Here is a 21788-nt window from a genome sequence, read left to right as displayed (position 1 = left end):
TCATGGTTAAAATTATTTATAAAATAGTAAGCTTTTTTCTTCCGCTTTTACTGATCCTTTTGAGTTTAATCAGTTGTGAAGATGTTGTTAATGTTGATCTGGATACAGCTCCTCCAAAATTAGTTGTAGATGCCTCTATCAAATGGCAAAAAGGAACTTCCGGAAACGAACAAATCATTTATTTAACGACTACGGGAGATTACTACACTACAGATGTCCCTAAAGTTTCAGGTGCAACTGTTTACATCACGGATGAAAACAGTAATCAGTTTAACTTTACCGAAAATCCGGGAACGGGGCAATATATTTGCGGAAATTTTATTCCGACAATTGACGGGATCTATACATTAACCGTAAACTATAACGGAGAAATTTACACTGCTACAGAAACATTAAAAGCTGTTCCTACTATTGATAGTGTTTCTCAAAATGATAATGGCGGTTTTACCGGAGATGAAATAGAACTTAAGTTTTTCTTTCAAGACAACGGAAATGAAGATAACTTTTACCTGATCCAGTTTACCGGTAGTTTTACTTCCCTACCCGAATATGCAGTCGTTGATGATGAATTTTTTCAGGGAAATCAAATGTTCGGTCTTTATATTAATGAAGACATGCAGGCGGGTGATGATGTTACCTGTACACTTCAAGGAATTTCTGAGACCTATTACAATTACATGAACATTTTATTGAGTATTGCCGGAGATAACAGCGGAAGCCCTTTTCAAACACCACCGGCTACCGTACGGGGAAATCTGGTGAACCAGACTGATTTTGACAATTATGCTTTAGGGTTTTTCAGATTATCAGAAATTGACACAATGAATTACATAGTTGAATAATTATTGCTAATTTCGCAATTCTAAACGGCTAATTCTAAATTCTTAAATGTCTTCACATCATATTGTACGCGACGATCAGGAACCGGCATTAATCATTGCTAACGGTGCTTCTTGCAGCATCGAACTAATGGGGCAATTACTGGAGTGGTCTCCTTATGTAATAGTTCTGGACTCAGCAATGGACAGAGTTTTAGAATTAGGTGTAAAAGTAGATGTCTTATTAGGAGATTTTGACCGTGATTTTGATTCGGGTTCCTACAAAGATTCTCAGTACCCTTTAGAAATAATTCACACACCGGACCAAGATAAAACAGATCTGGAAAAAGCGTTTGATTTCCTTATTGAAAAAGGGCACCAAGCTGTAAATGTTATTTGGGCCACCGGAAAAAGAGCCGATCACACGATTACGAACATCACAAATATTGTTCGCTACCGTAATTCCTTAAAAATAGTCATTTTAGATGACCACTCTAAGATTTTTCTTCTTCCTCAGAAATTTCAAAAATGGTATCCGAAAAACACACCGCTTTCTTTAATTCCCATTGGAAAAGTAAGCGGTATACACTCTCAAAACCTTTTTTATCCTTTAAAAGACGATGAATTAACTATAGGATACAGAACCGGAAGCAGTAATCATACTACTGAAGATGGAATTGTAGTTATTGAACACCAACAAGGCGATCTTTTATTAATGGAATGTTGGGATTAACATAAACTATTTTATGAAGCAAAACTACAATCTTACACTCATACTGTTCTTCATATTGCTTAATTTAAGTAATGTCTACTCACAAATTGTCGTTAACGGAGAATACGGAATAGGGAGAACCTCACCCGCAAACAGCTTTTTTCCTGAATTAAAAGCAAATCAGACTGCCAGCCTTTCCATCGGAAAAAAACACAATTCCGATCTTGCCTGGTCTCAAGAATTAAACCATCCGGAAACAGGACTTACCTTTGAATACAGTAATTACGGTAACAATCAGATTATCGGTTCATCCTATTCTCTTTTACCTTATCTTGAATTGCCTTTTCTGAAATCTAAAATCAAAGGACTGGCTTTAAATACTGCTATGGGTGTTTCTTATTTTGATAAAACGTATGATGATGGTGCTAATTGGACAAACAAAGCGGTTTCAACCCATTTCACTTGGTCCTACAGAATGTTTTTATACTATTCACTGTTTTCTAATTCCAACTTAAAAACAAGACTCAGCTTAGGTTATACACATCATTCTAATGGGCATGTAAAATGGCCTAACAATGGTTTAAACACCTTTCTTTTAGGGCTAAACTTTAAATTTCAGAAAGAAAAAGTAAACCTTGAAAAAGATTCTATTATCAGTTCTCTACCAGTAAAGTTCTTTTCTATCAGAACCGGAATCGGACAACATTCTTTATCTCGATTAGAAAATAAAAACAAAGAAGTATATGCCGTGGCTCTTTCTTATGGAAAAATTTATAAGAACACTTATAAAGTAGGAATCGGATTATATTACAGATTTTATGAAAGTTATTATGATTATATCAAATCGGAAGGCTATCTAATTAACGAAGAATATCCCGAATTAAAGAAAAACGCCTTTTATAATTCTTCTACTTACGGAGTATTCATCAATGGAGAACTCTTATTAAATCATATTGCCTTTGAAGCTGAATTAGGCTTTAATATTGATAAGCCTTTTTACAAAGTAGATTATCGTTTAAACGACGAAAAATATATTCCTGAAACCAATTCCTATGAAGTCGGAACACTTGGTGGTTATTACAACGTAAAGCGATTCGTTGCCGGAAAGCTCGGTTTGAAATATTACCTCTTAAACACAAAAAACTCCCCTAAACACAACCTGTCAATCGGAGCTTCAATTTGTAGTAATTTAGGACAGGCAGATTATAGTGAATTGGCTCTAAGTTATACTTATTGTTTAAAATAAGTCTTCTCAGAAACGAGACGCATTTTGTTTTATTGAATTATGATCTTCTTTTGAATAAATTGATCGCCTGATCCCAGTTTAACCAGATACATTCCTTTAGAAAGATCAGTAATACAGATGTTCTCTACAACCTTCGGATTCTCAAAATTCTGTTCCAGAACTATTCTCCCGTTGCTATCGATAATTTTTAAGTTTGACTTTTTATTTGTTAAAGTACCGAAATTAATGTTTAAATAATCTTTTACCGGATTAGGAAAAAAACTCACTTTTAACGGATTATCAAAAGTATTGCCCGATAATGCCGTAGTAGCAATTGCAAAATGTAAAATAGCTCCGGTTGCTGCTTTCGCTACATTATAATTATAAACCGGATCCATATTAACGAATAGATCAGTTGATGAATGCGGATGAGTTGATTCATTGGTCTCATAAAAACCGGTGATAATTTCATTATTATCCTCAAAAGGCATATAATCAGATGCATAAGCATATGATAAATTTGCATTTAAAGACGAATACAAACCTACACAAGTCATCAATTCATTGGTAACAGTAGTAGACGCAGCATTGTTTGTCGTAGGATTCCCCGTATCTCTTTCACAAGTAATTGTATTATTAGTAACTCCGGCTACACCGCCAACTTCATCAATGTTAAAAACTAAACGAATATCCATTTTAGGAGTAGTCGCATTGACCACGTTATTAACGTAATGCTGGCTTCCTACTAAACCGTCTTCTTCCCCGCTGAAATGAATAAATTTAATAGAATATTCCGTATCTACATTTTGCAACAATCGGGCTGCTTCTAAAATGGTCACGGTTCCGCTTCCGTTATCATTAGTTCCGGTTCCTCCAATGGAATCGTAATGTCCGCAAACAATCACATACGTATTCGGATATACCGTTCCTACTTTGGTTACAATCAGATTTTTACAAGTATAGCCTGCATCCGTAAAAGTATCTTCCTGCATTTGTCCGGATACATAGCCATAACTTAGGTATTTATTTACAAGCCAGTTATAGGTATCTTCTAAAGGCTGTGTTCCTCTTCTTTTTATTCCTAATGCCTCAAATTCTGTTAAATAACTAGTGACATTCGTTTGGGAAACCTGATTCACAATATCGGAATAAGCCTGAACAAAAGTTTGCGAAAAAGACATGTTAGTCAACAACAATAAAATAGAAGAAACCAATATTTTTTTCATACGTTATATTATTTTGAGGGTGAAACAAATATACTCTTTTTCATTTAATCGCAAAGTCTTATTTGCTTTTGAGAAGTTTAGCTTAAATTTGCAAAAAACTATTCCGAATAGATGAAATTCCAAGTTGTATCTGAATATCAGCCTACAGGTGACCAGCCACAAGCTATAAAAAAACTTTCCGACGGTATCGTTAATGGTGAAAAGTACCAAACTCTTTTAGGAGTTACCGGTTCCGGAAAAACATTTACTATGGCTAATGTTGTTCAAGAAGTACAACGCCCGACTTTAGTTTTAGCGCATAACAAAACGTTAGCAGCTCAATTGTATTCAGAATTCAAACAATTTTTTCCGAACAATGCTGTAGAATACTTCGTATCTTATTACGACTATTACCAGCCTGAAGCCTATATTCCTGTTACCGGAACCTATATCGAAAAAGACCTTTCCATCAATGATGAACTGGAAAAAATGCGTTTAAGCACCACTTCTGCTCTGCTCTCCGGACGCAGAGATGTTCTGGTCGTAGCGTCCGTCTCTTGTTTATATGGTATCGGTAATCCGGTAGAATTTCAAAAGAATGTAATTTCTATTGAGAACGGACAAGAAATTTCCAGAACCAAATTATTACACCGATTAGTTCAAAGTTTATATGCCCGAACTGAAGCCGATTTCCTTCCCGGAACTTTCCGTATAAAAGGCGATACCGTTGAAGTTTTCCCTAGTTATGCCGATGAACCGTTCCGTATTCATTTTTTCGGGATGAAATTGAAGAGATCGAGGCTTTTGATGCCAAAACTTCTCAGGTTCTTGAACGTTATGAAAAATTAAATATTTATCCGGCTAATATGTTTGTAACTTCTCCTGATGTATTGCAAAAAGCCATTTGGGAGATCCAACAGGATTTAGTTAAACAAGTCGATTATTTCAAAGAAATAGGCAAACATTTAGAAGCCAAACGATTAGAAGAACGAACCAATTTTGATTTGGAAATGATCCGTGAACTAGGATATTGTTCGGGTATTGAGAACTATTCCCGCTATTTAGACGGAAGAGCTCCCGGAACTCGTCCTTTCTGCCTTTTAGATTATTTCCCTGATGATTATCTAATGGTCATTGACGAAAGTCACGTTACCATTTCTCAGGTTCACGCGATGTATGGCGGAGACCGAAGCCGTAAAGAGAACTTAGTGGAATATGGTTTCCGATTACCGGCAGCTATGGATAATCGTCCGTTAAAGTTTGAAGAGTTCGAAAGTTTACAAAATCAGGTGGTTTATGTTTCCGCTACTCCGGCAGATTACGAACTGAAAAAATCAGAAGGTATCTATGTGGAACAAGTTATTCGCCCTACAGGTCTACTGGATCCTATTATAGAAGTCCGCCCAAGTGCCAACCAGATCGACGATCTGATTGAAGAAATTCAACAAAGAGTTGAAGTTGATGAAAGAGTTTTGGTCACCACTTTAACCAAACGTATGGCCGAAGAATTAGCTAAATATTTAACCAAAGTTGCTATTCGTTGCCGTTATGTCCATAGTGACATTGATACTTTGGAACGTGTAGAGATCATGCAAGACCTGCGCAAAGGTTTGTTTGATGTATTAATTGGTGTCAACTTATTACGGGAAGGTTTGGATTTACCTGAAGTTTCTTTGGTTGCCATTTTAGATGCTGATAAAGAAGGCTTCTTACGCAGCCACCGTTCGCTAACACAAACTGTTGGTCGTGCAGCGCGTAACGTTAACGGAAAAGCCATTATGTATGCCGACAAAATTACAGATTCTATGCAACGAACGATTGACGAGACGAATTATCGTCGCGAAAAACAAATGAATTACAACCAAAAGCACAATCTGGTTCCTAAAGCATTGAACAAATCGATTGAAAATCCGTTAATGAAAAACAATTACGTAGAATCAGATTTTGCGATCAAAGCAAATCAAGCGGCTGAAAAAGAGACCGAATACCTTTCAAAAACCGAAATTGAAAAACGCATCCGGGAAAAACGAAAAGCTATGGAAAAGGCGGCTAAAGATTTAGACTTTATGCAAGCCGCAAAGCTCAGAGATGAAATAAAAGCATTACAGGAAAAAATTTAATATTTCAAAAGCACCCATGGTTATGCCTTTTAATTGTGTTGCTCACTAAAGACAGATAAAAGAGTTTCTCCGTCAACCATTCGTGTAGGGGATTCCTTCATCAAATGCAATACACGCTTCATCGCATAAGGATTCAACCCCATATTAATTCCTATTTCATTTATTTTTATTTGTTCTCTTTCATGCAATACACCATCACAATGCATTAACAAAGCTAAGCGGTAAAACTGGCACACTCTGTTAAATTCATCTTTTATTACTACTTTCTCCTGTTTCTTGTCAAACAACTTAAAAACCGTTTCTTTATCCACCTCTAATTCACTGGCAATAACCATGATAAAGTCAAACTCACGATCATGCAGTTCTCCGTCAACAAGTGAAAAAGCAATCATTTCTTGTAGCAATCCTATCTTTTCCTGATAAGTACTGTCCATAATTTCACAAAGATTTTTAACTAAAATAAACATTTTTTTGATTTCAACAATTATTTACGGCAGTTAATCGATAAAATGAATTCATTTCTTTAACAAAATTGTAGCTTTACTATAGTTCTTTAACAAAATGTAATCGGTAACAAATAAATAAATTTTCTATGAAGCATTTAATTACTCTAGTTACCATTTTGAGTATCAGCTACGGCTACACTCAAGTTGGTATTGGTACAACGTCCCCAAATGCTCAATTAGAAATCGCTGCTTCAAACCCCGCTAACCCCACCAATAGCGATGGTTTGATCATTACGAGATTAAACAGCTTACCTACTGCGAACCCTACTGTTAATCAACACGGTATGTTGATTCAGTTATTAAACACAAGTGGTGCGAAATCGCCTGGTTTCTATTATTGGGACAATACTGTTCCGGACTGGATTCCATTCGTAACCGGCACTTCTATAGGAGGATATCAGGATGCTGATTGGTTTGAAGAGGGAACCTTAACAGCACCGGATGACATTAACGACTCTATGTTTCACATTGGTAATACTGCTATTGGTAAGAATACGGCTACAACCCAATTAGATATTTCCGAAACTACAGACACGAACAATTCCACTTTATTAGTCACAAGGACCAATACGAGTGCTACCGCAGCATCCGCTATAAAAACTGCATTTACTGTAGCCGGTAACTCAGCTTATGGCCTTGAAAATAATTTAACCGGAACAGCTAATGCAAGTGTCGTTGGTGGCGTACACAATATATTAAACCATTCCGGTTCAGGTGAAAAAAGAGGTTTATACAATGAATTCTTAGCCGGAAGCGGACCTGTTACAGGAGTATACAACCTGATCAGTGCTCCGTCAACTGGAGTACAAAACGGTTTGTTTACTCGTTTTGCAGGAACGAATAGTGCCGCTCATTACGGGATCAATATTGAATTCAGAGGTACCGGTAACGGGAATAATACCGGAGTTTACATTGATAACGCTAAAAACGGTTCAGGCGTTTTTCACGGAGCTTTATTTGAAGTAGGCGGAAACGGAAACAACACTAAATACGGTGTTCAGAATATGATTTCCGGTTCGGGTTCAGGTGATAAATACGGGACTTACAATTATGTAGACAGTAGTGCCGGTGGTATACACTACGGAGTTTACTCAGCCGCTTTAAAATCAACTGGTTATGCAGGTTATTTCTTAGGAAGAGTTTCCATTGGAACAACCAGTACTAACAATTATATTTTACCGTTATCAAGAGGTACTGACGGACAAATCATGGTTACTGATGGCAGTGGCAATGTGAGTTGGTCCAATCCAAGCAGTGTCAGCTCTATTCAGAGTATCAGCACTGTCAGTTCCGGTACCTATAACGTTACGGCAAATGACTATACATTACGAATCAGCAATTCCGTTTCTTCTATTGTTTTGCCGGATCCGGCAACCGTTAACGGAAAAATATTGGTCTTAATAGGTATTCCCGGCATAAGCTCTAAAACGATAAGCTGTTTAAGCGGAAGTCTTTTTGACGATGCTACAAACAGTACTATCACAGCATTAGCGGCCGGAGAACGCTACATGATTCAAAGCAATGGAACTAATTGGTATGTAATCGGAAACTAACTGCCAATTATTCCATACAACTGTTGAACTTTTACTTAGAGAACATTTTCACTCTATAACCATAACAACACTCTTCTTTAAGACGTTCAACAGTTGTTTTTTTATCTTTCATTTAAAAATATACTTACCTTTGCCAAAAATCCATTGGCAGAAAAGCCTTTCCTAAAAGAAACAGAATGAATAATAATGACGTTTTAAAAAAACTAAGAGTAGCACTACAACTACGAGATGATCAAATTGTAGAAATTTTAAAATTAGTTGATTTTAGAATGTCAAAAGGAGAATTAGGCAATTTTTTCAGAGATGAAAAACACCCTAAATACATGGATTGCGGAGATCAGGTATTGCGAAACTTTCTAAATGGTTTAGTCATTTATCTACGTGGAACCAAAGAAGAGCCAAAGAACCCGATGGAAGTATTAACTGAAGTAAATCAGAATAAACAAAAACCGCTACAAAAACCGCAACCTAAAAAAGCAATTAAGAAAAGTGTTGCTCCAAAAAATAAGCCCATACTACAAAACATTAAATTTAAAAACGGTAAAAAGAAAAACAATCCCGAATAAATGCTCTTATTCAGTATTAGTGTTATTCCTGTATTAATCCTGTTCTTTGACGGATATGCTAAAGGAAGACTAAAGCTTGGTTTTCTGTACATTATATACTTTCTGTTGTTTCTGACCTTTACAGGGTTCATGCTTCATTTCTTTACAATTTACAGCATCTTCATTTTTCCGTTAAGTTTGTTCTTTTTGATTGCATTCAAAATAATGAAGAAGAAAAAAACAGAAACGAACCATAGTGTTTTTTAGAATTTTTATGCACTGTAGTAAACATCTGTTTCATTTCTTTTCGTATTTTTGGCAATTATATCTTTTAGTGAAAAACTAAGTAAATGCAATTCAAACATCCTGAAATTCTATATTTCCTTTTTCTTTTGGTTATACCAATTTTAGTGCATTTATTTCAACTTAGAAAGTTCAAAAAAGAATACTTCACCAATGTTAAGCTTTTAAAAGAACTGCAATTACAGACCCGAAAAAGCAGTTCGATCAAAAAATGGCTATTGCTTGCCACTCGCCTATTATTGCTTGCGGCCTTGATCTTTGCCTTTGCCCAACCATTTCTACCGGCTAAGGACTCAAAGGCTCAAAATAACGAATTGATCTTACTGGTCGACAACTCATTTTCCATGCAGGCGAAAGGTTCTGAGGGCGAACTCCTGAAAAAAAGCATTCAGGATATTTTAGAAAACATTCCGGAGAACCAAACGGTTTCCATAGTAAGTCCGTCAAAAAGTTTTTGGGATATTACCCCTAAAAGCATTCTGAAAGAATTACAGAACTTACAATACACGTCATACTCTTTTCAACCGGATTATTTGTTGTCGCAAGTTGAAAATAAAAAACCGAATACTACTAAGGATTATATTTTTATAACTGATGGCGTAGATGTATCGTCTGAAAAAACAACTGATTTAGTGCAAAAAGGAACCCTTTACGGAATTTTTCCGAAAGCTGAGAATAGTGCTAATTGCAGTATTGACAACATTTCTATCTCTGCTATTACGGATTCTTTCTACGAGATATCCGTTTCTCTTTCCAAAAACGGAAACGTAACCGATAATATCCTCTTCTCTATTGTTAGTGATTCAGGTGAAAGCGTTGCAAAATCTACAATTTCTTTTGAAGATGACAAAAACGAAAAGGTTCTTAAAATAAACGTACCGAAAAAAGATTTCAAAGGAAAAGCTATTCTTGAAGACAACAGCCTGCCGTATGACAATACCTTTTACTTCAGTCTGAGCAAACCTAAAAAATTAAATGTTTTAGTTATTGGTACACCTGAAAAAAATAATTTCATCCGCAAGATCATTACTCCGGACGAATTCCAACTAACCGAAACGACTCTCGACCAACTGGATTTCAGTAGTATTGAGCAGCAGCATACGATCATCATAAACGAACCGGAAAACATTACCCCTTCCTTAAGCAATACTTTACTTGCTTTTTATGAAAAAGGTGGCAATCTAATCATCATTCCGAGCGAAAACAGTAACGTCCAGAACCTGAATACATTGCTAAGCCAATTAGGAAACCTGAGAGTTAACGAATTACAACAAAATGAAAAACTGATCACAGAAATTCATTTTGAACATCCTTTGTATAAAAATGTCTTCGAAAAAAAGATCCATAATTTTCAGTATCCTAATGTTCAGACGTATTTTCCAGTTTCGGGTACTATTTCTTCCATTTTATCCTTTGAAGACCAATCCCTTTTTTAAGTTGGATTACAAATAAAAAAGGAAATGCCTTTATCTTTTCAGCGCCTATAAACAAAAAGCTGTCTAATTTCCAAAACTCCCCTTTAATTGTACCTACTTTTTACAACATGGCACAATACAATTCAGGAACAGCTCAAACGCACTATACCATCGGACAAAACGAACAATTGTTCATTGAGACCGGTATAGGAAAAGATCAGGTTTTATCGGTACAGAACGAATCTTACAGCTTTATCCCTTTACAACAAGTTCTGAATACTAAAGTAAAGATCAGCTTTGGTGATTATCCCGAACAAGCAAGGAATTATTCCATTGTACACGGACAGGATACATTAGCCAATGTAAGTTTTAACTATCCCAGAACAGAAAGCGATCTGCAAAAGATCAATTCTTCATTTTTTGATACCTTTACCAAAATAAACTCCGTATCAACTGCACTTAACGAGTTGGACTCCGAAAGAAACGATACCGGTTTATGGAAATGGTTTATTATAACAACACTACTTCTTTTATTTATTGAACTACTAATCCAAAAATTTGTAAAATGACAACGGTTTTAATAAAAAATGTCACCATTATTGATCCTGAAAGCCCTTTTCACAATCAAAAGGTCGATCTTAAAATTCAAGATGGTAAATTCATTGAGATCGGCAATAACTTATCCAAAGATAACGATACTACTGAGATCAATATTCCTGACCTGCACGCATCACAAGGTTGGTTTGACACTTCTGTTTCTTTCGGAGAACCGGGTTATGAAGATCGAGAAACCATTGCTAACGGTTTAAAAACAGCTGCTTTAAGTGGTTTTACCGGTGTTGCTTTACAACCTAACAGCCATCCTGTTATTGACAACCAGGCCTTAGTGAAGTTCGTCTTAGACAAAGCTCAGGATCAAGCAACATCGCTTTATCCGATAGGCTCTTTAACGATCAACAGTGAAGGAACAGACTTAGCTGAACTTTACGATATGAAAAATGCAGGTGCTATTGCTTTCGGAGATTATCAAAAAGCAATTCAAAATGCTAATGTTCAAAAAATCGCTTTGCAATATGTTCAGGATTTTGATAGTTTGGTTATCAGCTTTTGTCAGGACAACTCCGTTAAAGGAAAAGGTATTGTTCACGAAGGGGTCACTTCAACCAAACTGGGATTAAAAGGTATTCCTGCTTTAGCAGAAGCCTTGCATGTAGCCCGCAATTTATATCTGTTGGAATATACAGGCGGTAAAATGCATATTCCGACTATTTCCACGCAAGAATCCGTTCAGCTTATTAAAGAAGCAAAAGCTAAAGGATTAAATATAAGTTGTAGTGTAGCCGTTCACAACCTTATCCATAACGACATGGTTCTGGATAATTTTGACTCTCGTTATAAAGTTTTACCTCCGCTACGTGACGAAGCTACCCGAAAAGTACTTATAGAAGCCGTTTTAGACGGAACAATAGATTGCATTACCTCAGACCACAATCCTTTAGACATTGAACATAAAAAATTAGAATTTGATCTGGCTAAAGACGGAACCATTGGCTTAGAAAGTGCTTTCGGGGCTCTATTAAGTATCTTACCGTTAGAAGTCGTGATTTCTAAACTAACAGCTGGTAAAAAAGTGTTTGGTTTGTCTCAGCATACCATCAATACTGATAATAAAGCTGAGATCAGTTTGTTTACTACGGTAGAAAACTGGAACTTCGAAAAAGAAAATATCCTTTCAAAGTCTAAGAACTCTGCTTTTTTAGGTCAAAAAATGAAAGGAAGAAGTATAGGAATTTACAACAACGGAAAACCAGAAATCAACTTCTCTATTTAACTTCTATACTAAAAACTAAAAAATACAACACATTATGAACGATATTGAAAAAGGGAAAAACACGGCGATTATAAGTTATATTACCATTATCGGTAGTGTAATTGCTATTTTCATGAATCAGGACGAAAACAAAAGCAATTTTGCCAGTTTTCATATCCGACAGGCTTTAGGTATTTTTTTAACTTTCTTTTTATTAGGCTATCCTATCGGTTACTTTAACAGTTGGATGGTTTCCTCTGCCTTTTGGTTATTTATTTTCATTCTTTGGATCTATGGCTTCTTAGGGTGTCTGAACAATGAAAAAAGAATAGTTCCTATCGTGGGAGATTTCTATCAAAAGTTTTTTAAAAATTTATAATTTCATTTATCTTAATAATATTCTAACTTGCCAATAATAATGGCAAGTTTTTTTATTAATTTTTTATCGATCTTAAAAGCTGTTTCGTCATATTCACCGACACATTTTAACTTTTCGTCTTCGCCTTCTACAGCATATAATCTTTTTATCAGTATCCCTTGATCCGTATATAAAACATATTGCCTACCATAGATTATAAAAGTATTCACAGAAACTTCTTTACACCCATAAATTGATTTTTTATTTTCGACTAAAAATTCAACTCCGAAACTTTTAAGCTTACTTATTATATAATCTCCTGATACTAAATCATTTTCATTTCCATTTTTATAAAAATGTTGATAATTTAACAAAGGGAGATATAAACTCGGCTCATACTCTTTTTCATTTTGCTTTCGCAACATTTCTCCCTGACCGGTTACCAACCAGTCTGACGAAACATCTTTAAATCTCTCAAGAATGGATTTAACTATATTAAATGTTACCACAGGATACCTTCCGTTTCTAGGGTCTTTTGTAAATAATCTGTTAATCCTCGGCTGACTTATTCCTATTTCTCTACTAAATTGTAGCTCATTTCCGTTACAGAAATGTTCTATCACTTTGCGAATTCTTGCATTTTCTTTAGGTAAAATCATTGTAAATATTTTTTATTCATTTTTTTATAATTATTATTGATAATTAACCACTTGTTTATATATTTGTCCAAAATTCATATAAAGCAAATTTAGCTAATGTGCAAATGCTTTTTGTGAAAAGTCAACAAATTAAGGAAAAATTAAAAAATGAAAATTATACAAAAGCATTAAAATTTCCAAAATACTGTTTTAAGAATCAAACTTATAATTTAAATATTTTAAAAAGCTATTAAACACTAAAAAAATATTAACCTAAATATTAATTTAAATTAAGTATTATGTCAGATTTTATCAAAACTTTCATCGAAGAAGTGAAAACAAACACGCCAGGGTACATTGCAACAGCTGTAGCAGACGTTAAAACAGGCGTATTATACGGTTCTGATAGTGCCGTTCCTTCTTTTGATCCCGCAATTGCTTCTGTTTACAACTTAGAAGTAGCAAAAGCAAAAATGACTGCTATTAAAGCATTAGGCCTGGACAGCAAATTAGAAAACATTCTGGTAAACCTAAACAACCAAATCCACATTATTGACCTTGCTGAAGACGGCGCTTATTTTGTTTACTTAGCTGTAGATAGCACAAAAGCAAACTTAGGTATGACAATGGCCTTGTTAAACAAATACAAGAAAACATTGAAAGACAACCTATAAAATTACACTTTAAAACTAGCTAATTAACCCATTAATCTAATGAAGATAATTCTTACTGCTATCTGTTCTTTACTTATATCTACCAATTCTTTTTCTCAATCTATACCTGATTTAATTCTTGTGGAAGGTGGAGAATTCAGAATGGGAACCAAAAAAAACAGTTCCATTGAAGGTGACGAACAATTAGATCACGATGTAGAATTAAATTCGTTTTACATCGGTAAATATGAAGTCACATTAGCCGAATGGAAAATCTACGCTTTGGCGAATAAAATCAAAATGCCAAACTTCAGAAACTGGAATCCTCTTAATCATCATCCCATAACCAACATTAGTTGGACTGACGCTATCAAGTATTGCAACTGGCTTAGTAAAAAACATAAGTTTAAACCAGTTTACAAGAGAGTCGGCACTGTTTGGGTCAGAGATCTCAAAGCTAATGGCTACAGACTTCCCACAGAAGCAGAATGGGAATACGCGGCTAAAGGAGGAAAGTTATCAAAAGGTTACAAATTCTCAGGAAGCAACACTCTTGACAAAGTCGCATGGTATAACAAAAATGCCAAATCACCTAACGTTGTAGGGACAAAACTCCCGAATGAATTAGGTCTTTACGACATGTCCGGAAACGCTTGGGAATGGTGTTGGGATTGGTACAACAGGGATTTCTACTTAACAGAAACGAAAAACAACCCCAGTGGTCCGGAAAACGGAACTGAAAGATGTTTACGCGGAGGCTCCTGGGATAGCAGAACCTATTCTTTAAGAGTAGCAAATCGTTGGGCAGCCAAACCCTTTATAGAAAATGATTTTTTCGGATTTCGTCTTGCACGGAATGCAGATTAAGTAAAAAACAAAAAAAACAGAAACAATATGAGAACAAATGTTGAACCTGTAAATATCGAAGTAAACTGGGACAAAACCTTAGAACTCGTAAGTAAAACCAATAGAATAGGAATTATCAACTATGTAAATTCAGCATTCGTTAATGTTAGTGGCTATGAAGAAAGTGAACTTCTGGGACAGCCTCATAATATTATCAGACATCCTGATATGCCAAAAGCTATTTTCAGAATGCTTTGGGAAAATCTTAAACAAGGCAAAGACTTTCATGCCATTATTAAGAACAAAGCAAAAGACGGAAAATATTATTGGATCATTACCCAGTATGATTTTTTCAAAGATACCGAAGGCGACATTAACGGATACATGGCCAGAAGAAAGGCTGTTACTCCCGAAGTGATAAGCAAAATAGAAGGTGTCTATAAAAAAATTAAGAACATTGAAGATACTAAAGGATTAGATGCTTCAATGGCTTATTTCGCAGGTTTTTTAGACGAGCAAAAACAAACTTATGATGAATTTTTAACTTCAATATTAAAATCTTCTGACAAAAAAGAAGAGAAGAAGGCTACAGAAAAAAAATCTTTTTGGAATAGCTTATTTAGCTAACCCCCCCCCTATCATAAAACTTCCTATTATAGTCCATTCTATTAACACAACGAGATTTGGTGCAAAATACCTTCGTTAATAGTCTGGACTTTTTTTCATTTTGCTTTTTTAATTACTTTTGCGATAAAAGTCATAATTAATGAATCTACACTATCTACTACGCGAACCTAAAGAAAAGAAAGATAAAAACCCGGCATTAATTTTATTACACGGCTATGGCAGCAATGAAGAAGACCTGTTCTCCTTTGCCGGTGAATTACCGGAGGATTACTATATCTTTTCTGTAAGAGCGCCTTACGATCTACAACCATTCGGTCATGCGTGGTATGCCATACATTTTGATGCCGATGAAAATAAATTCTCCGATGACGAACAAGCGCGTCAATCCAAAGACCTGATTGCCGAATTCATCGACCAAATTGTAAATGAATACCCTTTAGATACTCAAAGCATAACACTTATCGGCTTCAGTCAAGGTGCCATTTTAAGCTATGCTACTGCCCTGTCCTATCCCGAAAAGATCGCCCGGGTAGTTGCCTTGAGCGGTTATATGAACGAAAACATATTATCTGATAACTACACGACTTTTAATAACAAACATTTACAATTTTTTATTTCTCACGGAACAGTTGACCAGGTAATCCCTGTTGTCTGGGGCAGAAAAGCCAAACCTTTTCTGGAAAAATTGGGACTAGCTGTAACCTACAAGGAATATCCTGTAGGACACGGAGTAGCTCCTCAGAATTTCTACGATTTCAAAAACTGGCTCGAAACAACAAAATAGAATACAAATAAGCGATTGCTCTAAATTCTGAAAAAGAGAATCCAGAAAAATTAATTTAATCTTAAGGAAACAAATATTTCTTAATTTAGTAATTTTGCCCACTAATATTTTTACAGATGGCAACAATTACACTAAAAGGAAATCCCATAACTACTAACGGTACTTTACCTGAAGTAGGTTCTAAATTAGCCGATTTCTCCTTAGTCAAGAATGATTTATCCACTACTTCTCTTTCAGATTTTAACGGAAGTAAACTGGTTCTGAATATCTTTCCGAGTATCGATACAGGAACCTGTGCTACATCTGTAAGACAATTTAATACCAAAGCCGGAAACCTTTCTAACACAAAAGTATTGTGCATTTCACGAGATTTACCTTTTGCTCAAAAACGTTTTTGTGGTGCCGAAGGCTTAGATAACGTGATAACTCTTTCGGATTTTAAAGACGGTTCTTTCGGCAAAACAAACGGCTTGGAAATGATTGACGGTCCTTTAGCCGGATTAAATTCCCGGGCAATTATTGTAGTTGATGAAAACGGCATCGTAAAATATACCGAACAAGTTGTTGAAATTGCCAATGAACCGGATTATGAATCAGCCTTAGCAGTATTATAATATGGAATTTAAAAAAGACGAAACGTTCTTCACCGGAAGACTTAAGAGCATCACCTTTGCCGTAAAAGGTGCATTCAAACTAATAACTACTGAACATAGTGTAATGGTACAATCTTCCGTAGCCCTATTAGTTACTCTTGCCGGTTTTTATTTCGGGATCAGTAAATCAGAATGGCTGATCCAAACTTTAGCAATCGGTTTAGTTCTGGGAATTGAAGGTTTAAATACCGCTGTTGAAAAAATCGCTGATTTTGTACATCCTGAATTTCATGAACGTATCGGTTTTATAAAAGATATTGCTGCCGGGGCAGTGTTCTTTGCTGCTTTAACTGCAATTGCTGTTGCTGCTATAATTTATATTCCGTATTTAGCATAAATTCTCTATTTTTGTAAAATAGAGTTAAGTCTAAAATGGCAAAAAAAGAAAAGCAAAACAAAAAAAACTCCGTACCTCTAAAAGAAAAAATATCTTGGCAACCTACTAAGCAGCAAAAATTTGCTATAGGTGTGTTGCTCATTTTATTGGCTGTAGCATTACTGCTATCTTTCGTTTCTTATTTTGTTACCGGAAACTACGATCAAAGTCAGGTTAATGATGTCCTGAACAGAGCGGTTAAAGTCAATAACTGGTTAGGAAAATTCGGTGCCTTTCTATCCGATTTTTTCCTGTACAAAGGTTTCGGGGTTGCTTCATTCATTTTTGTCCGAATGTTATCTTTAACAGGCGTATACCTTATTTTAGACCTTTCCGTTACTAAACTTAAGAAGATATTTTTTTGGGATCTCTACCTGATAATTGTATTATCAATACTTTTCGGTTTCTTTTGGGATCTCCTTCCCCAACTTTCCGGAGTGGTTGGTTTTGAGATGAATTTATTCATTCAGGATTACATCGGTAAGGTGGGTACATTATTAAGCCTTGTATTTGGCGTGGTGATCTTTCTCGTTTTCCGAATCAAAATCTCCGTTGAAAATGTAAAGAACTTTTTTGAAAAACCGGCTAAAGTATTACAGGAAGAGGCTGAACTTGCAGCTTCAGAGGCAAGTCCAACTTCTACCTTTGAGAATGAATACTCCGTTGAAGACACTTCCATTCCTGTAGAAAACGGTAAAAATGAAGACGATTTTGTACTCCGTGAAGACGAAGAAGAACTTTCTAAAATTGAACTAAAACCGACTTCTTCTTTTGAGATCAATAAGGAAGAATTAAAACCAACTATATCTAATGCTTCTGAATTAAGTCTGAATGCAAAACCTAATACAGAGAACAATAGTCAATCGTTGAATATACAAACACCGGAGTCTTCAAAAGAAGAAGAGAACACTACTGAAAGCGACTTTGTTATTGAAAAATACGAAGAAGAAGAATCTGTTACCGAAAATTTAGCGGCTAAATTAGTTCAAGATTTCGGAGAATTTGATCCTACTTTAGAACTTTCGAACTACCAGCTGCCTCCTATCGATCTGCTGAAAGAGTATTCAACAGGAGGAATTACTATAGATCAAAACGAGCTGGAAGAAAACAAAAACCGAATCGTTGAAACGCTACGTAACTACAATATCGGAATCTCTCAGATCAAAGCTACAGTAGGACCTACAGTAACGCTTTATGAGATTGTGCCGGAAGCCGGAATCCGTATCTCAAAAATTAAGAATCTGGAAGACGATATTGCTTTATCATTATCCGCATTAGGAATCCGTATCATTGCTCCTATTCCGGGTAAAGGAACTATCGGTATTGAAGTTCCGAACAACAAACCGACAATGGTTGCCATGAAATCGGTTATTGCTTCACCGAAATTCCAGCAAGCCGAAATGGAATTACCGATTGCTTTAGGAAAAAACATTTCCAATGAAACCTTTGTCGTTGATCTGGCTAAAATGCCGCACTTACTGATGGCAGGAGCAACAGGTCAGGGTAAATCAGTAGGTTTAAATGCTATTCTAACCTCTTTATTGTACAAAAAACATCCGGCAGAGGTTAAATTTGTTTTGGTCGATCCTAAAAAAGTGGAACTAACACTTTTTAATAAAATTGAACGACACTACTTGGCAAAACTACCGGATACGGAAGAAGCTATTATTACCGATAACACCAAAGTAATTAACACTTTAAATTCATTGTGTATTGAAATGGACAACCGTTACAATCTCTTAAAAGATGCTATGGTTCGTAACATTAAAGAATACAATGAAAAATTCAAATTACGCAAATTGAATCCTGAAAACGGACACCGTTTTCTACCTTATATTGTACTCGTTGTTGATGAGTTTGCTGATCTGATCATGACGGCAGGAAAAGAAGTGGAAACCCCTATTGCCCGTTTGGCACAATTAGCCAGAGCCATCGGTATTCACTTAATCATTGCTACACAAAGACCTTCCGTTAATGTGATAACAGGTATCATTAAAGCTAATTTCCCGGCTCGTATTGCTTTCCGGGTAACTTCAAAGATAGATTCCAGAACAATCTTAGACAATCAGGGTGCAGATCAATTGATCGGTCGCGGAGATTTATTATATACTCAGGGAAATGACCTTACAAGGGTACAATGTGCTTTTGTAGACACTCCTGAAGTTGAAAAAATATGTGATTTTATCGGTAATCAAAAAGCTTATCCTGATGCTTATCTTCTGCCGGAATACGTTGGAGAAGAAAGTGGCACAAGTCTTGATATAGATATTTCCGAACGTGACTCTTTATTCAGAGAAGCAGCCGAAGTGATTGTAACAGCACAACAAGGAAGTGCTTCTTTGATCCAGAGAAAATTAAAATTAGGCTATAACAGAGCCGGAAGAATCATCGATCAGTTAGAAGCGGCTGGAATTGTAGGACCTTTTGAAGGTAGTAAAGCCCGTTCTGTACTGGTTCCGGATTTAGTAGCCTTAGACGAATTTTTAAACAATGAACAAAACCATAATTAAAATGACTAAATTTTTAAAAGTAGCATTACTTTTTTTATTGAGTATTACAACTTTACAAGCGCAAAACGCACAAAAGGCTAAAGCCTTATTGGATGAAGTTTCTGCTAAAATCAAAACATACGAAAACATTACTATTGATTTCAAATACGCTTTAAGCAATCCTAAAGAGAATATCAATCAGGAAAGCAAAGGGAATGTAGTTTTAAAAGGAAATCTATACACCTTAAACTTTATGGGAGTAACCAAGATTTTTGATGGCAAAAAAGTGTACACCATTGTTCCTGAAGATGAAGAGATCACAATCTCTAAATATGACGAAACAGACAAAGATGCGATCACTCCTAACAAAATGCTGACTTTCTTCAATTCGGGATACAAATATGCATGGGATATTTTACAGGATATCAAAGGAAGAAAAATCCAATATGTGAAATTAACACCGATCAGTTCAAAAGATCAACGTAAAGAGATCTTAATCGGGATCGATATTCAGACTAAAAATATTTACAACCTGATCGAAATCGGTAAAAACGGTACCCGAACAACCTTAACTGTTAATTCTTTTAAAACAAATCAACCTTTGTCAAAAAATCATTTTACCTTTACCGAATCGAAATACCCTAATTACTATATTAACAGATTGGATTAATTTTTTTCGGTGAAAATATTAGACAAATATATTATCAAATCCTTCATGATTACATTCGCTTCTGTGTTTGTAATCTTGTTTTTTATATTCGTATTACAAGGAATCTGGCTATTCATCTCTGAATTAGCCGGTAAAGACCTGGATACCTTTACTGTTTTAAAGTTCTTATCCTTCTATGCGCCTACGATCGTTCCTTTAGTTCTTCCGCTATCTGTTTTACTGGCTTCAATCATGACCTTCGGTAGTTTTGCCGAGAACTATGAGTTTGCCGCCATGAAATCATCCGGTATCTCACTACAGCGTTCTATGCGTATGTTAACGGTCAGTATCTTTATACTGAGCCTGGTTTCCTTTGTTTTTGCCAACAATGTTATACCGGAAGCTCAATACCGCTTTATCAACCTGCGAAAAGACATCGTTCAGCAAAGTCCTGCTATGGCTATCGGTGAAGGGCAATTCAACAGCATCGGTAACATTAATATTAAAGTTGAAAAAAAATCAGGTAACAACGGTGAAGTATTGGAAGACGTTATCATGCACGTTAAAAACACTAAACACGGATTGGGTGCCAATACTGTAATTAAAGCTAAAAGCGGACTCCTACAAAGTCAGGAAGGGTCTAATTATTTACAATTACAGCTTTTTAACGGTGACTATTATGAGAACATTATTCCGAAAGAATACAAAGACCGAAAAAAATACCCCTTTGCAAAAAGTAGTTTTAAAAAATATACCATCAATATTGACCTCACAAAACTAAACACTGCTGACAATAATGACGACGACGTTACATCGGAAAAGATGTTAAACCTGAGAGAGTTAAGCTACACCGTAGATTCTTTGCAACGCAACTATGACAAAGACATTATCTCAATGGCAGACAATATGGCGCAACGTCAGGAAGTGATCTTCACTAAAAAACTGAATCTGTTGCCTGCAAACAAAGACACCACTATAGTAGATAAAACAAAAAAAATAGAGGATCTATTAAGCCTCTACGACGAAAAAGATCAAAAACGAATTCTGGAAGCTGCAAAGAACAATGTTACCAGTACAGAATTCAGCATTCATAACAGCAAAACCGATCTGGAAAACAAAAAGAAACAGATTAACAGCCATTGGATCGTGATCCATGAAAAATTCATGATCGCCTATTCTTGTCTGCTAATGTTCTTTATCGGAGCTCCTTTGGGGGCTATTATCAGAAAGGGAGGAATCGGGTTACCTATAGTATTTGCCATAGTGATCTTTATTGCTTTTCACTTCACTAATACTTTCGGAAGAAAATTAGCTCAGGAAGACTCTATTCCTACCTTTTTAGGAGTGTGGATGGCTTCTATCTTGTTAACCCCTCTTGCCATCGTATTAACTTACAGGGCGACCAACGATATCGGGCTTATGGGAAGCATTAATTTTGATTGGTTAACGAAGCCTTTTAAACGATTATTCAACAACAATAAAAATAAAGAAAATAACAACTAA

Annotated in this window: 22 protein-coding genes and 1 pseudogene; 20 read left to right on the top strand and 3 right to left on the bottom strand. The window is 35.6% G+C overall.

The annotated features are described in order from the left end of the window. Positions 1-2: 2 nt before the first annotated feature. Genes DI487_RS13120 through DI487_RS13110 form a run of 3 tightly spaced genes read left to right on the top strand, consistent with a single transcriptional unit; the run spans position 3 to position 2776 of the window. The gene (locus tag DI487_RS13120; protein WP_109570044.1) at positions 3-842 is read left to right on the top strand and encodes a DUF4249 family protein; all 840 of its coding nucleotides are present in this window, start codon (positions 3-5) and stop codon (positions 840-842) included. A 46-nt stretch (positions 843-888) separates the two neighbouring features. Further along, positions 889-1551 (top strand): thiamine diphosphokinase, encoded by a 663-nt coding sequence (locus DI487_RS13115; protein ID WP_109570043.1) that lies wholly within the window; start codon positions 889-891, stop codon positions 1549-1551. Between the two features lie 13 nt (positions 1552-1564). Beyond that, positions 1565-2776 carry an acyloxyacyl hydrolase gene (locus tag DI487_RS13110; protein ID WP_109570042.1) on the top strand — a complete coding sequence of 404 codons (1212 nt, stop codon included), beginning with the start codon at positions 1565-1567 and terminating at the stop codon, positions 2774-2776. A gap of 29 nt (positions 2777-2805) precedes the next feature. On the opposite strand, the gene DI487_RS13105 is transcribed toward DI487_RS13110, so the two are convergent. Further along, complete coding sequence (locus DI487_RS13105) at positions 2806-3981, bottom strand: M28 family peptidase (RefSeq protein ID WP_109570041.1); 1176 nt, start codon at positions 3979-3981, stop codon at positions 2806-2808. A 111-nt stretch (positions 3982-4092) separates the two neighbouring features. On the opposite strand from DI487_RS13105, the pseudogene DI487_RS16725 reads away from it, so the two are divergent. Beyond that, a pseudogene (locus tag DI487_RS16725) lies at positions 4093-4772 on the top strand (DEAD/DEAH box helicase family protein); the annotation flags it as partial. Between the two features lie 54 nt (positions 4773-4826). After that, the gene (locus tag DI487_RS16720) at positions 4827-6080 is read left to right on the top strand and encodes a helicase-related protein (protein ID WP_394335981.1); all 1254 of its coding nucleotides are present in this window, start codon (positions 4827-4829) and stop codon (positions 6078-6080) included. A gap of 29 nt (positions 6081-6109) precedes the next feature. Here DI487_RS16720 and DI487_RS13095 read toward each other — a convergent pair whose 3' ends face one another. Next, a complete protein-coding gene (locus tag DI487_RS13095) occupies positions 6110-6547 on the bottom strand; it encodes an excinuclease ABC subunit B (protein ID WP_245896400.1) in 438 nt (145 codons plus the stop codon). 125 nt (positions 6548-6672) lie between these two features. On the opposite strand from DI487_RS13095, the gene DI487_RS13090 reads away from it, so the two are divergent. The 6 genes from DI487_RS13090 (at position 6673) to DI487_RS13060 (ending at position 12591) form a co-directional block, all read left to right on the top strand. Then, the gene (locus tag DI487_RS13090; protein WP_109570039.1) at positions 6673-8139 is read left to right on the top strand and encodes a hypothetical protein; all 1467 of its coding nucleotides are present in this window, start codon (positions 6673-6675) and stop codon (positions 8137-8139) included. A 176-nt stretch (positions 8140-8315) separates the two neighbouring features. Continuing rightward, entirely contained in the window at positions 8316-8705 is a 390-nt protein-coding gene (locus DI487_RS13085; protein ID WP_109570038.1) for a DUF1456 family protein, read from the top strand. Between the two features lie 329 nt (positions 8706-9034). Then, positions 9035-10423 (top strand): vWA domain-containing protein, encoded by a 1389-nt coding sequence (locus tag DI487_RS13075; protein WP_109570036.1) that lies wholly within the window; start codon positions 9035-9037, stop codon positions 10421-10423. A gap of 107 nt (positions 10424-10530) precedes the next feature. Then, the gene (locus DI487_RS13070) at positions 10531-10971 is read left to right on the top strand and encodes a hypothetical protein (protein WP_109570035.1); all 441 of its coding nucleotides are present in this window, start codon (positions 10531-10533) and stop codon (positions 10969-10971) included. Next, positions 10968-12233 (top strand): dihydroorotase, encoded by a 1266-nt coding sequence (locus DI487_RS13065; RefSeq protein WP_109570034.1) that lies wholly within the window; start codon positions 10968-10970, stop codon positions 12231-12233. The genes DI487_RS13070 and DI487_RS13065 overlap by 4 nt, the downstream gene beginning before the upstream one ends. A gap of 34 nt (positions 12234-12267) precedes the next feature. Then, positions 12268-12591, top strand: a complete 324-nt coding sequence (locus DI487_RS13060) for a DUF4870 domain-containing protein (RefSeq protein ID WP_109570033.1) — start codon at positions 12268-12270, stop codon at positions 12589-12591. Positions 12592-12602: 11 nt separating this feature from the next. Here the strand turns inward: DI487_RS13060 and DI487_RS13055 are convergent, their stop codons facing one another. Continuing rightward, entirely contained in the window at positions 12603-13229 is a 627-nt protein-coding gene (locus DI487_RS13055) for a hypothetical protein (protein WP_109570032.1), read from the bottom strand. Between the two features lie 278 nt (positions 13230-13507). Between DI487_RS13055 and DI487_RS13050 the strand changes: the two genes are divergently transcribed. The 9 genes from DI487_RS13050 (at position 13508) to DI487_RS13010 (ending at position 21788) form a co-directional block, all read left to right on the top strand. Next, the gene (locus tag DI487_RS13050; RefSeq protein ID WP_109570031.1) at positions 13508-13882 is read left to right on the top strand and encodes a hypothetical protein; all 375 of its coding nucleotides are present in this window, start codon (positions 13508-13510) and stop codon (positions 13880-13882) included. 39 nt (positions 13883-13921) lie between these two features. Continuing rightward, positions 13922-14728, top strand: a complete 807-nt coding sequence (locus DI487_RS13045) for a formylglycine-generating enzyme family protein (protein WP_109570030.1) — start codon at positions 13922-13924, stop codon at positions 14726-14728. A 27-nt stretch (positions 14729-14755) separates the two neighbouring features. After that, the gene (locus DI487_RS13040) at positions 14756-15334 is read left to right on the top strand and encodes a PAS domain-containing protein (RefSeq protein WP_109570029.1); all 579 of its coding nucleotides are present in this window, start codon (positions 14756-14758) and stop codon (positions 15332-15334) included. Between the two features lie 139 nt (positions 15335-15473). Beyond that, positions 15474-16118: an alpha/beta hydrolase gene (locus DI487_RS13035; protein ID WP_109570028.1), complete on the top strand. Its 645-nt coding sequence runs from the start codon at positions 15474-15476 to the stop codon at positions 16116-16118. A gap of 116 nt (positions 16119-16234) precedes the next feature. Further along, a complete protein-coding gene (tpx, locus tag DI487_RS13030; RefSeq protein ID WP_109570027.1) occupies positions 16235-16732 on the top strand; it encodes a thiol peroxidase in 498 nt (165 codons plus the stop codon). A 1-nt stretch (position 16733) separates the two neighbouring features. Beyond that, entirely contained in the window at positions 16734-17108 is a 375-nt protein-coding gene (locus DI487_RS13025; protein ID WP_109570026.1) for a diacylglycerol kinase family protein, read from the top strand. Positions 17109-17143: 35 nt separating this feature from the next. Next, positions 17144-19657 carry a DNA translocase FtsK gene (locus DI487_RS13020; protein ID WP_109570025.1) on the top strand — a complete coding sequence of 838 codons (2514 nt, stop codon included), beginning with the start codon at positions 17144-17146 and terminating at the stop codon, positions 19655-19657. Between the two features lies 1 nt (position 19658). Beyond that, positions 19659-20306, top strand: a complete 648-nt coding sequence (locus tag DI487_RS13015; RefSeq protein ID WP_245896397.1) for a LolA family protein — start codon at positions 19659-19661, stop codon at positions 20304-20306. 9 nt (positions 20307-20315) lie between these two features. After that, on the top strand, positions 20316-21788 hold the full coding sequence (locus tag DI487_RS13010) for an LptF/LptG family permease (RefSeq protein WP_109570023.1): 1473 nt from the start codon (positions 20316-20318) through the stop codon (positions 21786-21788).

The sequence above is a fragment of the Flavobacterium sediminis genome, from assembly GCF_003148385.1.
Lineage (GTDB): Bacteria > Bacteroidota > Bacteroidia > Flavobacteriales > Flavobacteriaceae > Flavobacterium > Flavobacterium sediminis.
This window is presented reverse-complemented; position numbering and strand designations above follow the sequence as displayed.

What these genes read in the sequence shown, in the direction of transcription:
- DI487_RS13120 (WP_109570044.1), top strand. Translation starts at nt 3, where the DNA reads ATGGTTAAAATTATTTATAAAATAGTAAGCTTTTTTCTTCCGCTTTTA.
- DI487_RS13115 (WP_109570043.1), top strand. Translation starts at nt 889, where the DNA reads ATGTCTTCACATCATATTGTACGCGACGATCAGGAACCGGCATTAATC.
- DI487_RS13110 (WP_109570042.1), top strand. Translation starts at nt 1,565, where the DNA reads ATGAAGCAAAACTACAATCTTACACTCATACTGTTCTTCATATTGCTT.
- DI487_RS13105 (WP_109570041.1), bottom strand. Translation starts at nt 3,981, where the DNA reads ATGAAAAAAATATTGGTTTCTTCTATTTTATTGTTGTTGACTAACATG.
- DI487_RS16720 (WP_394335981.1), top strand. Translation starts at nt 4,827, where the DNA reads ATGTTTGTAACTTCTCCTGATGTATTGCAAAAAGCCATTTGGGAGATC.
- DI487_RS13095 (WP_245896400.1), bottom strand. Translation starts at nt 6,547, where the DNA reads ATGTTTATTTTAGTTAAAAATCTTTGTGAAATTATGGACAGTACTTAT.
- DI487_RS13090 (WP_109570039.1), top strand. Translation starts at nt 6,673, where the DNA reads ATGAAGCATTTAATTACTCTAGTTACCATTTTGAGTATCAGCTACGGC.
- DI487_RS13085 (WP_109570038.1), top strand. Translation starts at nt 8,316, where the DNA reads ATGAATAATAATGACGTTTTAAAAAAACTAAGAGTAGCACTACAACTA.
- DI487_RS13075 (WP_109570036.1), top strand. Translation starts at nt 9,035, where the DNA reads ATGCAATTCAAACATCCTGAAATTCTATATTTCCTTTTTCTTTTGGTT.
- DI487_RS13070 (WP_109570035.1), top strand. Translation starts at nt 10,531, where the DNA reads ATGGCACAATACAATTCAGGAACAGCTCAAACGCACTATACCATCGGA.
- DI487_RS13065 (WP_109570034.1), top strand. Translation starts at nt 10,968, where the DNA reads ATGACAACGGTTTTAATAAAAAATGTCACCATTATTGATCCTGAAAGC.
- DI487_RS13060 (WP_109570033.1), top strand. Translation starts at nt 12,268, where the DNA reads ATGAACGATATTGAAAAAGGGAAAAACACGGCGATTATAAGTTATATT.
- DI487_RS13055 (WP_109570032.1), bottom strand. Translation starts at nt 13,229, where the DNA reads ATGATTTTACCTAAAGAAAATGCAAGAATTCGCAAAGTGATAGAACAT.
- DI487_RS13050 (WP_109570031.1), top strand. Translation starts at nt 13,508, where the DNA reads ATGTCAGATTTTATCAAAACTTTCATCGAAGAAGTGAAAACAAACACG.
- DI487_RS13045 (WP_109570030.1), top strand. Translation starts at nt 13,922, where the DNA reads ATGAAGATAATTCTTACTGCTATCTGTTCTTTACTTATATCTACCAAT.
- DI487_RS13040 (WP_109570029.1), top strand. Translation starts at nt 14,756, where the DNA reads ATGAGAACAAATGTTGAACCTGTAAATATCGAAGTAAACTGGGACAAA.
- DI487_RS13035 (WP_109570028.1), top strand. Translation starts at nt 15,474, where the DNA reads ATGAATCTACACTATCTACTACGCGAACCTAAAGAAAAGAAAGATAAA.
- tpx (WP_109570027.1), top strand. Translation starts at nt 16,235, where the DNA reads ATGGCAACAATTACACTAAAAGGAAATCCCATAACTACTAACGGTACT.
- DI487_RS13025 (WP_109570026.1), top strand. Translation starts at nt 16,734, where the DNA reads ATGGAATTTAAAAAAGACGAAACGTTCTTCACCGGAAGACTTAAGAGC.
- DI487_RS13020 (WP_109570025.1), top strand. Translation starts at nt 17,144, where the DNA reads ATGGCAAAAAAAGAAAAGCAAAACAAAAAAAACTCCGTACCTCTAAAA.
- DI487_RS13015 (WP_245896397.1), top strand. Translation starts at nt 19,659, where the DNA reads ATGACTAAATTTTTAAAAGTAGCATTACTTTTTTTATTGAGTATTACA.